This is a genomic window from Phaeobacter sp. JH20_02 (genome assembly GCF_048056915.1).
GTDB classification, from domain to species: domain Bacteria; phylum Pseudomonadota; class Alphaproteobacteria; order Rhodobacterales; family Rhodobacteraceae; genus Phaeobacter; species Phaeobacter bryozoorum.
The window spans coordinates 41376-55137 of sequence record NZ_JAYMVP010000017.1; the positions used below are offsets into that span (position 1 = coordinate 41376).

Consider the following 13762-nt stretch of genomic DNA (forward strand, 5'->3'; position numbering starts at 1 on the left):
GCGGTTTTCTTGGCCCTCGGTTCTGGTTCATTTGTTAAGGCCCAAGATGACAGGCATGCTGGATCTGACAGAGGTCCCTCAGCGGGACCACGGCGGCAACCTTAGTGCCGCTATTTCGGAATATGGTGGTGTAGCCAGAGATTGGGTCGATATTTCGACCGGGATCAACCCCGTGCCATATCCGGTCACTGGCCTGACATCCGCGGATTGGGGTGCCCTGCCCGACCAGGCGGCACAGGCCGATCTGGTTGCCGCAGCGCGCGCCTTCTGGAAGGTGCCGAAAGATGCAAAAATCCTCGCTGCCCCGGGCGCCTCGGCGCTGATTGCCGCCATTCCGGCCTTGGCTGACCCACGGTGGGTCCAGATCACGCCACCGACCTATAACGAACATGCCGCTGCCTTTACCACTCACGGGTGGCAGACCGTCGCCGGGGGCCCGGCAGAGGCGCGGGTTCTGGTCCATCCAAACAATCCCGACGGACGCCGGTGGAGTGCTGAGGATGCACAGGCCCCGCTGGTCGTGATTGATGAGAGTTTTTGCGATGTCTGCCCTGAGGACAGCCTTATTCATCTTGCAGATCGCCCGGGCGTTATCATCCTCAAGAGTTTCGGCAAATTCTGGGGCCTCGCGGGCCTGCGGCTTGGTTTTGCTATCGGCGACCCCTGCCTGATCGACGGTCTGGCAGCTTGGCAAGGCCCCTGGGCGGTCTCCGGTCCGGCCTTGCGCATCGGCGCGCAGGCCTTGCGGGACGAGGACTGGGCCACCACCACACGGCTGAGGCTGCGGCAGGATGCCGAGCGCCTGGATCAGATGCTCATCGCCAAGGGCGCCCAGATTGTCGGTGGCACCGATTTGTTCCGCCTATATGATGTGGACGACGCTGCGGCCTGGCAGACCCAGCTTGCACGCGCACATATCTGGACGCGTATTTTCCCCTATTCAAAAAACTATCTGCGTCTCGGCCTGCCCACAGGGGATGGCTGGGCGAGGCTTGAGGCGGCTCTGTGACAACTGCGGAACTGCTGATACCGGCCTTGCTGCTGGATGCTGTTTTTGGCGAACCACGCTGGCTCTGGACGCGGCTGCCGCACCCTGCGGTTTTGATGGGGCGTGCGGTTGAGCTTACCGACCGGTCGCTCAACACCGGCAAACAACGCAAGGCCAAAGGTGTTCTGGCCATCGTCCTTCTGGTTCTTGGGGCAGGCTGGCTTGGCTGGGTTCTGTCGCTGTTTGGGCCGGTCATGCAGTTTCTGGTAGCTGCGGTTCTGCTGGCACAACGATCGCTTTGCGAACACGTCGAAGCTGTTGCCCACGGCCTGCGCCACGATCTCGCAGAGGGTCGTACGGCGGTTTCTATGATCGTCAGCCGCGATACCACCGGCATGACAACCCCGCAGATCGCGCGGTCAGCCATCGAAAGCGGTGCCGAAAATTTCTCCGACGGGGTGATCGCCCCCGCATTCTGGTTTCTTGTCGGTGGCCTGCCCGGGCTGATGATCTACAAGATCACCAATACAGCCGATAGCATGGTTGGCTATAAAACACCGCGCCACAGAAATTTTGGTTGGGCAGCTGCACGGCTGGATGACGCGCTGAACCTGATCCCGGCGCGGCTGTCAGCGTTGATGATCGCAGCCGTTAGTCGCGTGCTGCCAAGCTGGCCCGAAATTGCACAGGACGCAGGCCGCCATCGCTCCCCGAATGCAGGCTGGCCCGAGGCTGCGATGGCACGCGCGCTTCAGGTCGCGCTGGCCGGGCCCCGCTCCTACGATGGAAAAATGCAGGATTTTCCTTGGGTCAATGCTGTCGGCTCGAAAAGCGCCAGTGCCCATAGTATCACCCGTTGCGTTCGCCTGCTTTGGATGTCTTGGGCGCTGGGGCTTGCGCTAACGGTTGCCATTGCCGCGCTATTGTAGCTAACAAGGGGCAGCACTCTCAAAAAGGACACGCCAACCGTGTTGCGCCCCAGCCTTCTCGCCCTCGTCTCATTCCTGCTCCCTCTTCAGGCCCAAGCACAATGTGGCGGCGGATTTCGCAATTTCGTCCAGTTGATGAAAGAAGAAGCGCTGACCGGCGGATATGATAGCGCTACGGTGAACCGGTTCTTCGAAGGTGTTCGGCAGGATCAGTCGGTCCTGAAAGCGGACCGCGCGCAGGGTGTATTCCAAAAACCGTTCATCGAATTTTCGCGGCGCCTGATTTCCAAAAACCGGCTGGACCGGGGTCTGGCGATGGCGCGCAAATATGATACGACCTTCCGCCGGATCGAGACGACCTATGGCATAGATCGCAGCGTGCTGCTTGCGTTCTGGGCCTTCGAAACCGACTACGGCGCCGTTCAAGGGGATTTCAACACGCTGAACGCCCTTGTCACCCTATCCCATGACTGCCGCCGACCTGAGCTGTTCCGCCCGCAGGTGTTTGCGGCGCTGGAACTGTTTCGTCAGGGCAACTTTGATCCACGCCGCACCACCGGCGCCTGGGCGGGCGAAATCGGAATGGTGCAGATGCTGCCCGGCGATATCCTCGAAAACGGGGTCGATGCGGATGGTGACGGCCTCGTCAGCCTCAAGACCTCCGCTCCCGATGCGCTGATGTCCGGGGCGAAGATGTTGTCGCATTTGGGCTGGCGGCCCGGCGAACCCTGGTTGCAGCAGGTGACAATCCCCGAAGATCTGGACCTCCGCCTGAGTGGTGTTCATCACAAGCAGACAGTCGGCGATTGGCGGGCTTTGGGCGTGCGGTCCCGGTCCGGTCGGCTGGCAGCCACCGGCACCAAGGCTGCACTCATTCTGCCACAGGGTCACAAAGGGCCTGCCTTTTTGGCCTATCCGAACTTCGACGTCTATTTCGAGTGGAACCAGAGCTTTACCTATGTGCTGACGGCGGCATATTTCGCCACCCGCCTGTCAGGAGCCGCCCCCTATGATGCGGGCGCACCTGATACAGGTCTTGTGGCCAAGCAGATGGAACAGCTTCAGCGCAAACTCATCGCGCGGGGCCATGACGTCGGCGATGTGGATGGCATCCTTGGCGCCAAGACACGGATCGCGGTGCAAAAAGAGCAGGAGCGCCTGGGCTTACCAGCCGACGCCTGGCCGACCGAAACGCTGCTGTCGCGTCTCTGATCAGCTGGTGCAGCACCCCTGATATTCACCGGGTCGAGCGCACCGGGAACCTCTGACCGTCGGAGGTGATTACCACCGTGCGGTCACGGTTTGTCACATATTGATCGCAGCGTGAGGCGCCGTTGACAAAGGTTACGCATATGAGGCCGTCCGGCTTGACGCTGTAGCTGCCCCAGGCCGTACCTCCGCCATTCTTCGCAGAATATGTGTAGGCGTAGGCCCCATCCGAGCCGAACAGCGCCTCGCCATCATCGTAAAAGACAAAGGAACGTCCGGGCAGTGCCGCCAAGGCCTCGGCATCAAAAGGTCGGTCTCCGCTGCGCATCGCACCGTCTTGGGCCGACACGGTACCGAAGCCGGCAACTGCAGCAAGGAAAACATAAAAGGCCAGCAACATGGGGTATCTCATGCAGCCAGCCTAGCGGTATTTCAGAGTCTGATCTGTCACGTTTCGGTGACGAAACCTTATGGGTCACCAATCAATGAATTCTTCGAATTCCTGTATGATCCTGGACCAGTAGCTCAAGAGCTCGGCGAAATCGTCCGGGTTCATCCCGCTTTTGCCAAGATAGACGTCCAGCTCAACCCGAGCGGATCCCTCGTCCGAGATATAAGCACGGCCAAAGCGGTTCTCCGTGTTCCATTCGTTGATCTTCGCCACGCGCACGCCGCCATCCGTCTGGTAGCCCGAAAAGAACTGTATCGCATCGCAGTTCCTATTGTTCTCGCAGCCATAGAAATAGATTGAGAAGTCATTGCCGTAATAGTCGACCTTTAGCTTGGGGTCGCCCACATCGTCAGTTGTGACCTCAAAATCGACCCCTTCAGTCTCAAAAAAATTTGCAAGCGTGGTTGCATCCTTTGCAAGGATATTTTCAGCGTGCCCCAGACCAGGAATGGCGACCAGGGCTGCGGCTGTCAGTAGAGAAAGAAATTTCATTGCAAATCCTGTCATTGTCGCGGCGACGATAGAACCAGAGGCCTTGTTGAACAAGGGTTCAGGCGACCAGAGATTCGGCCTTCTTGAGATCGACAGACACCAGCTGGCTCACGCCTTTCTCCTGCATGGTCACGCCAAACAACCGATCCATCCGCGCCATGGTCACCGCGTGGTGCGTGATGATCAGAAAACGGGTGTCGGTCTGTCGGCACATCTCATCCAGAAGATCACAGAAACGGGTGACATTGGCATCATCCAGAGGTGCGTCGACTTCGTCCAACACACAGATCGGTGCCGGGTTCGACAGAAACACCGCAAAAATCAAGGCCATAGCGGTCAGAGTCTGTTCTCCGCCGGACAACAGTGAGAGCGTTGACAGCTTCTTACCCGGTGGCTGGCACATGATCTCAAGCCCGGCGTCCAGCGGGTCGTCACTTTCGACCATAACCAGATTGGCCTCGCCGCCGCCGAACAGATGGGTGAACAGCATGGTAAAGCTGGCGTTCACCTCCTCAAAGGCGGTCAGAAGCCGTTCACGTCCCTCACGATTGAGGCTGGCGATCCCTGCGCGCAACGTCTTCACCGCCTCTTCCAGATCGGCTTTCTCGGTGACCAGCTGGTCATGCTCTTCCTGCACCACACGGGCGTCTTCTTCGGCGCGCAGATTGACGGCTCCCAGCGCATCGCGCTGGCGCTTGTGACGGTTGACCTCCGCTTCCAGCTCCTCTGCATTGGGCATATCTTCAGGCGTGGCATCAAGGCGGGCCAACAGGTCGTCCGGCACGGTCTGCTGTTCCTCACGGATCCGCGCCTCCGCATGTCCCACCGCCTCACGGGCGGCATCGCAACGCGCTTCGGAGCGGGCTCGTGCTTCACGTGCCTCTGACGCAAGGCGCGCGCACTCGCGCTCGGCCTGCACGGCATCGCGCAACACGGTTTCAGCGCCGATCAGCGCGTCCGACGCGGCAGCCTTGCGCGCCTCTGCCTCTTCAATCGCGGCATTCAGTTCGTCATGTCTCTCCGCAATTTCAGCTGGAACCGCATGGGCCTCTTCCAGCTCGTCTTCTGTTGCCGCGCGACGCTCGGTCAGCTCGGCAATGCGCCTCTCGGCGCTGTCCAGACGATGACGCCAGCCGGAGAGCTCTTTGGTCACCTGCTGTCCGCGTGCGGTCCGAGCCTCGCCTTCGCGACGCAATTCATCCTGCGTTGACCGATGCGTCAGCATGGTGATCCGCGCGGCTTCGACCGCTTGCTTCACATCCTCGACCTTGGCGCGCGCTTCGGAGAGGTCTTCAAGGCCCTCCACCGCAGTCTCAGCCTCAGCCAGCTGCGCCTTTGCCGCCGCTGCATCCTCGTCATGGCGGGTCACTGCAATGCTGAGAGTTTCGAGTTTGCCTTCGGAGAGGTTGCGGTGGCTTTCGGCCCTGCTCAGCGCACGCGCAGCATCGGCGACGCGCTGATCCGCGACCCGGCGCGCCTGACGGGCGGCCTGATCAGCGGCGGTCACCTCCTCAAGCTTTCGCATCAGGACCTCATGTGCCGCCCTGGCGCCATCGGCACGCGCTCCTACATGCTCCATGTCCTGTTTCAGCGTCTCGAGACGGTTCATCTGCTCCAAACGCAGCGCTGCAGCACTGGGTGCATCCTCCGCCCAGGCGCGGAACCCGTCCCAGCGCCAGAGATCCCCCTCCAATGTCACAAGACGCTGCCCCGGCAACAAGCGCGAATGCAGGTCTCTTGCGGCATCACTGTCGACCAGACCAACCTGCGAAATCCGGCGCTGCAGCGCTGCCGGGCAGCTGACATGCAGAGACAGCGGCACAGCGCCCGCAGGCAGAGCCGCATCGCCGTCATAAGGCGGCAGGGTAACCCATCCACTTGGCCCGTCGATCTCAGCAAGAGGCGCACGCAGATCATCTGCCAGCGCCGCCCCGAGTGCCTTTTCATAACCGGCGGCGACACGCATTTCATCCAGAACATGCCCGCCCTCGGCAGTGTCACGTTCCACCAGCTTCGCAAGGGCCGTCACCTCAGCACGCAGCGCACCCAGCTCTCCTTCAGCTTCGGAGCGGCGAGCACGGGCCTCTGCTTCTCGCGACTGGGTGTCATTGCGGGCTTCATCCGCCGCCGCGAGGGTTTCATCTGCCAGTTCAGCAGCTGCGCGCGCCTCTTCTTCAGCGTCGACTGCCGCTTCAAATGCGGCCTCGGCTTCGGCCAGTGTTTCGCGGGCGACCGCCATCGCCTCGCGGGAACTGCCGCCTTCCTCTTCCGCACGACTCAGTGCGCGACGGCAATCCTCAACCTGGCGCTGCGCGGACTGGTGGCGCGCGGCTAGCCGTGCCACATCTTCGGTCAAACTCGTCAGATGCTCTTCGCGCGCCTGAAGAACAGATCCGGCCTCGCGGGATCGCTCAACGGCTTCGGCCATGCGGTCATCATGGCCAATGGCCGCCCGCGCCAATTCGCGCTGTTCCCAGTCCAGCCGCTCGATTGTCTCGCCGGCATCCCGGTTCAGCCCGCTTTCACGTTCGATATCAAGGCCCAACTGCGCCACACGGTTGGTCAGCGTCTCGATTGTCTGGCGTGCCTGTGCCTCCTGATCGCTCAGCGCATCGCGCTGCACGAACAGACGTTGCAGGACCGCCGCTGCGATCGCTTCTTCCTCGCGCAGAGGCGGCAATGCGCCCTCTGCTTCTAGTCGCTTCCCATCTGCGACACGGGCCAGCGCCTCGGCCTTGGCGGCCTGCGTCTCACGCGCGCGTAGGACATCTTCTGCCTCAAGCCGCGCGTCATCGGCCTCGCGCCAGCGGCGATACAGCAACATCCCCTCCGCCCGGCGCAGCTGCTCACCGATATCACGATAGCGCTGCGCCTGTCGGGCCTGACGGGCCAGTTGCGAAAGCTGAGCAGCCAGTTGCTCGATCACGTCATCCACGCGCAGCAGGTTCTGTTCGGTGTTCTTGAGCTTCAGTTCAGCCTCATGCCGCCTCTGGTAGAGTCCCGAAATACCTGCAGCCTCCTCCAGAATACGCCGCCGGGCTTTCGGTTTGGCATTGATCAGTTCGGCAATCTGTCCCTGTCGAACCAACGCTGGCGAATGTGCGCCGGTCGAGGCATCAGCAAACAGCATCTGCACGTCGCGGGCGCGCACATCCTTGCCATTGGTCTTGTAGGCACTGCCAACATCACGGGTGATGCGGCGCAGAATTTCCAGATTGTCACTTTCGTTGAACCCGGACGGCGCAAGCCGCTCGCTATTGTCGATTTGCAGGCTGACCTCAGCAAAGTTACGCGCAGGCCGGGAACTTGTCCCCGCAAAGATCACGTCCTCCATGCCACCGCCGCGCATGGCCTTCGGGCGGTTTTCGCCCATCACCCAACGCAGCGCCTCGAGCAGGTTCGATTTGCCGCAGCCATTTGGTCCGACAACCCCAGTCAGGCCATCCGCGATCAGCAGATCCGTTGGGTCCACAAAGCTCTTGAAGCCATTCAGTCTGAGTTTCGAGAAGCGCAAGCCGATATCCTGTGATTCATTGGGGTCCAAGTGTCATGGGTTTGTTACACCACTGTCAATGTGGCCGCCCCCCAAATCCGCTAGCTCAGCGCGATATCGCCACCATATATTGTGGATAACTTTCTATTTCCCGCTTAACCGGCTACACAGTCCAATCGCCCGACCAGCACGGCCTGATCGCCCAGTACATAGCCCACGCTACACCCACTGGCCAATTCCATGGCACGGGCCGCCCGACCTCTGATCGGTCCAAGCCGCGGCGCATACTGTGGGTTGACGCGAACGGCTTCTGCCAACCGACCGCGCATCCTGACATCAAAAACGCTGCCGTCCACGGCAATCCTCTGCACGGTCTGGCCCCGAAAATGCGGACTTGCGGTATCGCAGGCGGCAAGTAATACGACAAGGAGGAATGTAAAAATCGAGCGGAATAGAACCGTGGATCTGGCCGGGTCGAACATGTGTATCACCGTGACGGTTGTGACAAATTCTTCGGTCTTGCTCTCACAGCTAGCATGGAACGCGCAGGTTGTCTGCCGAATGGATGCCGCCCTCTTGCAGCCGCACCTGCCGCGTGGTCATATGTTTTGACCAATAACGCACCTCAGAAGGCAATCATCATGCCCTTTCAAAAAGTTCAGCCCGAAAAACTCTCTGCTTCAGTGGTGCGCCAGATCGAACAGTTCATTCTGCGAGGCATCCTGACACCGGGCGAGCGGTTGCCTGCGGAACGCGAACTGGCGGAGCGTCTGGGCGTATCGCGGCCATCCCTACGGGACGCACTGGCAGAATTGCAGAGCCGAGGCCTGCTCACGTCGCGGGCCGGTGCCGGTGTTTTTGTTGCCGATGTGCTCGGCTCAGCCTTTTCGCCTGCCCTGGTCCAGCTCTTTGCCAGCCATGATGAGGCCGTCTTCGACTACCTCAGCTTTCGCCGGGACATGGAAGGCCTCGCGGCGGAGCGCGCGGCCAAATACGGCTCCGACTATGATCTTCAGGTCATTCAGACCATCTTTGAAAAGATGGAACAGGCCGGTGATCCTGCCACTTCAGAGGAAGCGGCAGCTCTGGACGCGCAGTTCCATTCCGCGATCATGGATGCGAGCCACAATGTCGTCATGCTGCATATGATGCGGTCGATGTTCGACCTGCTGCGGGAGGGGGTCTTCTACAACCGGCAGATCATGTTCCAACAGCACACCACGCGCGAGGCCCTGCTCGCGCAGCACAGCGCCATCAACGCCGCTTTGCAGGCGCGCGACCCGGATGCAGCGCGGGCGGCGGTCGAAACCCATCTGGATTACGTGAAACAGGCGCTCAGCGGCCATCAGCGCACCCTGCGCAACGCGGAAATCGCCAAGCAGAGGCTTGAGCACGAAATCAGCAAATCCTGAGCCAGGCGCCGACCCCATTCAGCACGGCCGGGGTCAGGCTTCGGGCAAGGACGCGAGCCATTCGGCCACGACCTCTTCGGGGTATCCTCGGTGGAAATGCGACTTCCACGGGTAGGCTGGCCGATCGGTGCCGTCTTTCAGCCGGACCTTATTCGCATCCCCCCTGTCGACCGCCGGGTTCCCAACCGCGATCCGATGATCTGCAACATCTCTCGTGACTGCGCTACAGGCTCCAACCAGGGCACCCTCGCCGACAGTCACCCCGGGGAGGACAGTGGTCATCGTGGCAATCACAGCAAATGACTTGATCCGAGCGCCAAGCAATACCTCGCTGGGCGGATGGGGGTCATTGGTCAGCACAACATAGGGAAAGATCCAGACATAATCGTCGATGACGCTCTTTTGGCCGATATGGACATTGCTGTGCAGCCGGACGTAATCACCAACGGTGCAATGACCCTGGATATCGCCCAGAGTGCCTATCTGGAAACCGCGTCCGGCCGAGGTCAGTTCACGGACGGTGACACGATGACCGGTCACCAGCCCCTCTCCAAAAGTCGAGCTTTCATAGAAAACACTGTGTGAACGTATGTTGGAGCGTGCCGAGATCCGCAGCGGCGTCCCATCCCCAAGCCGGGTTTCAACGCCGAGTTCGCAATTGCTTCCTATGCTTGTGCCCTCACCGATCTCGACATTGTCATGGATGATCGAGAACGGACCGATTTCCACGCTTGGGTGAATCTTGGCATTGGGGCTGACAATGGCCGTCGGGTGGGCGCGCATGTGAGTCTCCTTCGGGACTTGGAGGCCCGAGCTCCGGCTCGGGATCTTGGCTCACTTCTATCGTTCGGCCCGCGTCCGATCCACCATTTAGGTCAGCAACCGCCCCACTCCAATGGCCAAGCCCACAGCTGGGCGAACAAAAAACCCGGCCACATGAGCCGGGTTTTTTTAATACGCGCCGATAACAAGTGCAGGTTAGTGCAGCTTGGCGTCCACGTCAGCGATAGCAGCGTCGATCAGCTTGTTGGCTTCTGTCGCTGTCATCTGCTTCGAAATCACAGCATCCGCCGCCGCGATAGCAACGAGGATGGCCTGATCGCGTACTTCTTTCACCGCAGAATCCTGCGCTGCCTTGATCTGCTCCTCGGCAGCCGTCATACGACGGGCGATCGAGACTTCCAGATCCGCCTTGGCCTGCTCAGCCGCCTTGGCAGCATCTTCACGTGCCGAAGCAACGATCCGGTCGGCCTGCGCCTGAACTTCCTGCTGCTTACGTTCGTAAGACGCCAGAATGGTCTGGGCTTCTTCACGCAGGGCACGGGCCTCTTCGAGGTCCTTCTTGATGCCTTCGGCACGGGCGTCAAGCTGACCCCCCAGCAGACCGGGCACCTTGGCATAGAGCAGGATACCGACGAACAGCAGGAACGCGAGCGTCACGACAAAGTCGGTGTTGCTCATCGACAGGAACGGGCCAGAAGCCGCAAACGCGGGGCTGGTGGCACCAAAGGTCAGAGCAAGAGCCAATACTGAGCGCATGTTCTTATCCTTTCATCCGGTCGGCAACCGCGGCTGCGACGGCTTTTTCGTCTGCCTTGCCGCCAAATGCGGCGACGATTTCGGCGGCGGTATCTACAGCGACGGCTTCGACGCTGGCGATGGCACCGGCCTTGATCTCGGCGATGACAGCTTCTGATTCCGTTGCTTTGGCTGATATCTGTGCGTCTGCCTTGGCAATGGCTTCATCCAGATCTGCCTGGATTTCCGCACGGGTCTCAGCAGCGATGCGCTGAGCCTCGGCACGGGCATCCGCCAGAGCTTGATTGTAAGCGGTTTCGGCCTCAACGGCTTTGGCCTTCAGGTCTTCAGCCGCGGCGAGGTCGTTGGTAATGGTTCCCTGACGCTCGGCCAACACTGCCGCAATGCGGGGCAGCGCGATGCGCGACAGGATAAAATAGATCACGACGAGCGTGACCACGAGCCAGAAGATCTGGTTCGCATAGGTCGAGAAGTCCAGCTGCGGCATGCCGCCCGAACCGTGGGCAGCCTCTGCGGCACCGTGACCTGCGTCCTGCGTCTGAGTTGCCATGTCGTCCTCCTAGGGAACTTGCCGTTACACCGGGCGGCGCAGTCGTCCACACCGCCCGGCCGTAAGGAAAATGGTTCCGAAGGGTCTTAGACGGCGAACATCAGCAGCAGAGCGACCAGGAACGAGAAGATGCCCAGAGCTTCTGCAAATGCGATGCCGATGAAGAGGGTTGCGGTCTGGGAAGCAGCCGCGGAGGGGTTGCGCAGAGCGCCTGCCAGGAAGTTAGCAGCAACATTGCCAACACCCAGTGCAGCAATACCAGTACCCATGCCAGCCAGGCCAGCGCCGATGTGTGCGAGTTCGCCTTCCATTGTGTATCTCCTTACGATTGGAAGTTGAGGATCTTGTTGTTCGGACCTAACCGCGACTTAATGCGACGGATGAAGCGCGTCCTTCAGGTACACGCAGGTCAGAATGGTGAACACGTATGCCTGAATGAAGGCCACGAGAACTTCGAGTGCGTAGACCGCGGTGATGGCAAAGATCGGCAGGAAGCTGAACAGGCCCAATGCGCCTGCAAAACCTGCGAATACCTTCAAAACCGCGTGGCCAGCCATCACGTTACCTGCAAGACGAATGCAATGGCTGACGGGGCGCACGAAATAGGAAATCAGTTCGATGATCGCGAGCACCGGGCGCAGCGCCAGCGGTGCGGAGCTGACCCAGAACAGGCCCAGGAACTTGGTGCCGTGCAGCACAAAGCCGGTCACGGTCACGGTCACAAAAACCAGCATCGCCAGAACCGCAGTTACGGCAAAATGCGAGGTGGTGGTGAAGCTGCCGGGGATCAGGCCCAGCATGTTCGCGGTCAGGATGAACATGAAAAGGGTCATGATGTAGGGGAAGAACTTCAGACCGTCTTTACCGGTGACGTCTTCGACCATCTTGTAGATGAACCCGTAGGCAAGTTCAGCAACCGACTGAATGCGCGACGGAACAATCGCGCGCTTGGACGATCCCAGTACCATCAGAGCGAAGATTGCGACAATCGCCAGCCCCATCCACAGGGTCACGTTGGTCGGGGTGTAGAAGTTCAGCTCTGCTGCGCCACCCAGCGGCTTTACCAGGAACTGGTCAGTCGGGTGAATCTGGAGCCCCGGAATAGCGGGCGCAAAGAACAGCCCAGACGCAAGTACCAGCAGAAAAGCTGCACCAAAGATTAGTTTGCCCATTGTCCCGTTTCTCCTGTCGCCGGGGGATCAATCCCGGTCTTGCGCATCTTGTTCGGCCATTTCGGCCAGTTTCTTTTCCTGGATCTCTTGCGCGCTGCGGAGCATTGTCTTTACCCCGGCCGCCAAACCCAGCATTGTGAACAGCACCAGAAAGATCGGTATGGTCCCAAAAAGAAGATCCAAACCGTACCCGATGCCAAAGCCGATCATCAGACCGGCCACCAATTCAATCACCATTCTCCAGGCATCGCTTGCCGTCGAATAATGTTCGTCCACACGCGGCTTGGGCTCATGGGCCTTACGCGCCTCTGCCAGCCTGGCCTCGAGCTGCGCCAAACGCTGCTTTTCCGGCTCTTGTGACACGGGCGCCATCCTCATGTGAATTCTGATGCGGTGCTAAGGAGTCCTAGGTCCAGAGTCAACAACGCAGATTGCACTGCGGCAGGACGCGCAAGGTATTGAAAATAATAAATATTAAAGACACCCCCTCTTGGCCGCGGATGACTTTTCGTAGCGGCCCCATGAAACTCACCCTGAAAACTCATATTCAACCAAAAGGTTGATTTTCCTCAGAGCGCGGGTTTGCGCCGGATTTTACCAACCAAACGGCCGTCGATCATCACCAGCCCGAGCAAGATCGCAGCCATGCCCGCCAGATGCTCCATTTTAAGAGGTTCCTGAAGCACCCAGGCCCCCATCACCAAAGCCGAAACCGGCGCAATCAAGGTGGGCAGGGTAATATTGGTTGGCCCCACCCGCGGCAGAACCCAGTAGAACAGGATAAAGGCGGCGGAGGTCAGAATGAAGCCAATCACCAGCAGCGCTCCCCAGGTCTCCAGCCGTGTGATGACAGGCACGCCTTCGGCCCAGATCGCAAGCGGCGCGATCGCGGCTGTTGCTCCGGTCAGGGCGATGGCAACCAGGACCACCGGATCCATATCGCGAAACTGCCGGGCAATATTGACTGAGAACGCGTAGCACAGCGGCGCACAAAGCGTCACGAGCACGGCCCATATCTCGGACTGCCGCCCCCCTTGCAAAAGCGGCAACGACAGCACCAGAATACCGAGGAACCCAAACATCACACCCATTGATTTCAGCACTGTCGCCCGCTCTCCACCCGGCCAGAAATGCGCCACAACAACTGCTAGCGCCGGGGTAAAGGCATTGAGAATCCCGGCCACGCCGCTGGCAATATGCTGCTGACCCAGTGCGTAAAAGGCAAAGGGCGCAGCGTAGCTCAATACGCCGAAGCCAAACAAAGCCAACCAGCGCGACGGTTGCTCCGGCACCCGTTTGCGGGCCGCCAAAACATAGATCCAGCATCCAAGCGCCCCAAAGCCGACACGGCCCATGGAAACCGACAGCGGCCCCAATTCGCGCAGCAGCACAGCGTTGAACATGAAGGACATGCCCCAACCGATGCCCAGCACAAAGATCGCCGCCCAATATTTCAGTGCCATGTCACGTCTCTCCGGTGCTGCAATCTCTGACCCGGGAGTTATGGGGTTCACAGCTTGGGATTGT

Annotated in this window: 14 protein-coding genes; 4 read left to right on the forward strand and 10 right to left on the reverse strand. The window is 60.0% G+C overall.

Annotated features, from left to right (window positions below):
• Positions 1 to 55 precede the first annotated feature (55 nt).
• Genes VWY34_RS04435 through VWY34_RS04445 form a run of 3 tightly spaced genes read left to right on the forward strand, consistent with a single transcriptional unit; the run spans position 56 to position 3129 of the window.
• Entirely contained in the window at positions 56 to 1009 is a 954-nt protein-coding gene (locus tag VWY34_RS04435; protein ID WP_416544492.1) for a threonine-phosphate decarboxylase, read from the forward strand.
• Positions 1006 to 1917, forward strand: a complete 912-nt coding sequence (gene cbiB / locus VWY34_RS04440) for an adenosylcobinamide-phosphate synthase CbiB (protein ID WP_416544493.1) — start codon at positions 1006 to 1008, stop codon at positions 1915 to 1917. Before VWY34_RS04435 ends, cbiB begins: the two co-directional genes overlap by 4 nt.
• Positions 1918 to 1956: 39 nt before the next feature.
• A complete protein-coding gene (locus tag VWY34_RS04445) occupies positions 1957 to 3129 on the forward strand; it encodes a lytic murein transglycosylase (protein WP_416544494.1) in 1173 nt (390 codons plus the stop codon).
• Between the two features lie 25 nt (positions 3130 to 3154).
• On the opposite strand, the gene VWY34_RS04450 is transcribed toward VWY34_RS04445, so the two are convergent.
• From VWY34_RS04450 to VWY34_RS04460, 3 genes are all read right to left on the reverse strand, one after another.
• Positions 3155 to 3526 carry a hypothetical protein gene (locus tag VWY34_RS04450; protein ID WP_416544495.1) on the reverse strand — a complete coding sequence of 124 codons (372 nt, stop codon included), beginning with the start codon at positions 3524 to 3526 and terminating at the stop codon, positions 3155 to 3157.
• A gap of 75 nt (positions 3527 to 3601) precedes the next feature.
• Positions 3602 to 4069 carry a YbjN domain-containing protein gene (locus VWY34_RS04455; protein ID WP_416534658.1) on the reverse strand — a complete coding sequence of 156 codons (468 nt, stop codon included), beginning with the start codon at positions 4067 to 4069 and terminating at the stop codon, positions 3602 to 3604.
• Positions 4070 to 4127: 58 nt separating this feature from the next.
• Positions 4128 to 7583 (reverse strand): chromosome segregation SMC family protein, encoded by a 3456-nt coding sequence (locus VWY34_RS04460; protein ID WP_416548869.1) that lies wholly within the window; start codon positions 7581 to 7583, stop codon positions 4128 to 4130.
• Positions 7584 to 8203: 620 nt separating this feature from the next.
• Between VWY34_RS04460 and VWY34_RS04465 the strand changes: the two genes are divergently transcribed.
• A complete protein-coding gene (locus tag VWY34_RS04465) occupies positions 8204 to 8974 on the forward strand; it encodes a FadR/GntR family transcriptional regulator (RefSeq protein ID WP_416544496.1) in 771 nt (256 codons plus the stop codon).
• A gap of 33 nt (positions 8975 to 9007) precedes the next feature.
• Here VWY34_RS04465 and VWY34_RS04470 read toward each other — a convergent pair whose 3' ends face one another.
• The 7 genes from VWY34_RS04470 to VWY34_RS04500 form a co-directional block, all read right to left on the reverse strand.
• Complete coding sequence (locus VWY34_RS04470; RefSeq protein WP_416538327.1) at positions 9008 to 9757, reverse strand: N-acetyltransferase; 750 nt, start codon at positions 9755 to 9757, stop codon at positions 9008 to 9010.
• A 195-nt stretch (positions 9758 to 9952) separates the two neighbouring features.
• A complete protein-coding gene (locus VWY34_RS04475) occupies positions 9953 to 10513 on the reverse strand; it encodes a F0F1 ATP synthase subunit B (RefSeq protein ID WP_260082157.1) in 561 nt (186 codons plus the stop codon).
• 4 nt (positions 10514 to 10517) lie between these two features.
• Positions 10518 to 11063 carry a F0F1 ATP synthase subunit B' gene (locus tag VWY34_RS04480; RefSeq protein WP_260112726.1) on the reverse strand — a complete coding sequence of 182 codons (546 nt, stop codon included), beginning with the start codon at positions 11061 to 11063 and terminating at the stop codon, positions 10518 to 10520.
• Between the two features lie 86 nt (positions 11064 to 11149).
• Positions 11150 to 11374, reverse strand: a complete 225-nt coding sequence (locus tag VWY34_RS04485; RefSeq protein WP_008562443.1) for a F0F1 ATP synthase subunit C — start codon at positions 11372 to 11374, stop codon at positions 11150 to 11152.
• 57 nt (positions 11375 to 11431) lie between these two features.
• Positions 11432 to 12235, reverse strand: a complete 804-nt coding sequence (locus VWY34_RS04490; protein WP_340546514.1) for a F0F1 ATP synthase subunit A — start codon at positions 12233 to 12235, stop codon at positions 11432 to 11434.
• A 27-nt stretch (positions 12236 to 12262) separates the two neighbouring features.
• Positions 12263 to 12607, reverse strand: a complete 345-nt coding sequence (locus VWY34_RS04495) for an AtpZ/AtpI family protein (RefSeq protein WP_374015478.1) — start codon at positions 12605 to 12607, stop codon at positions 12263 to 12265.
• A gap of 197 nt (positions 12608 to 12804) precedes the next feature.
• Entirely contained in the window at positions 12805 to 13698 is an 894-nt protein-coding gene (locus tag VWY34_RS04500; RefSeq protein ID WP_416538326.1) for a DMT family transporter, read from the reverse strand.
• Between the last annotated feature and the right edge of the window lie 64 nt (positions 13699 to 13762).

Excerpts from the sequence above, each read along its gene's own strand:
- VWY34_RS04435 (WP_416544492.1), top strand. The coding sequence starts at position 56 with ATGCTGGATCTGACAGAGGTCCCTCAGCGGGACCACGGCGGCAACCTT.
- VWY34_RS04500 (WP_416538326.1), bottom strand. The coding sequence starts at position 13,698 with ATGGCACTGAAATATTGGGCGGCGATCTTTGTGCTGGGCATCGGTTGG.
- VWY34_RS04480 (WP_260112726.1), bottom strand. The coding sequence starts at position 11,063 with ATGGCAACTCAGACGCAGGACGCAGGTCACGGTGCCGCAGAGGCTGCC.
- VWY34_RS04475 (WP_260082157.1), bottom strand. The coding sequence starts at position 10,513 with ATGCGCTCAGTATTGGCTCTTGCTCTGACCTTTGGTGCCACCAGCCCC.
- VWY34_RS04485 (WP_008562443.1), bottom strand. The coding sequence starts at position 11,374 with ATGGAAGGCGAACTCGCACACATCGGCGCTGGCCTGGCTGGCATGGGT.
- VWY34_RS04455 (WP_416534658.1), bottom strand. The coding sequence starts at position 4,069 with ATGAAATTTCTTTCTCTACTGACAGCCGCAGCCCTGGTCGCCATTCCT.
- VWY34_RS04465 (WP_416544496.1), top strand. The coding sequence starts at position 8,204 with ATGCCCTTTCAAAAAGTTCAGCCCGAAAAACTCTCTGCTTCAGTGGTG.
- VWY34_RS04495 (WP_374015478.1), bottom strand. The coding sequence starts at position 12,607 with ATGGCGCCCGTGTCACAAGAGCCGGAAAAGCAGCGTTTGGCGCAGCTC.
- VWY34_RS04470 (WP_416538327.1), bottom strand. The coding sequence starts at position 9,757 with ATGCGCGCCCACCCGACGGCCATTGTCAGCCCCAATGCCAAGATTCAC.
- VWY34_RS04450 (WP_416544495.1), bottom strand. The coding sequence starts at position 3,526 with ATGTTGCTGGCCTTTTATGTTTTCCTTGCTGCAGTTGCCGGCTTCGGT.
- VWY34_RS04490 (WP_340546514.1), bottom strand. The coding sequence starts at position 12,235 with ATGGGCAAACTAATCTTTGGTGCAGCTTTTCTGCTGGTACTTGCGTCT.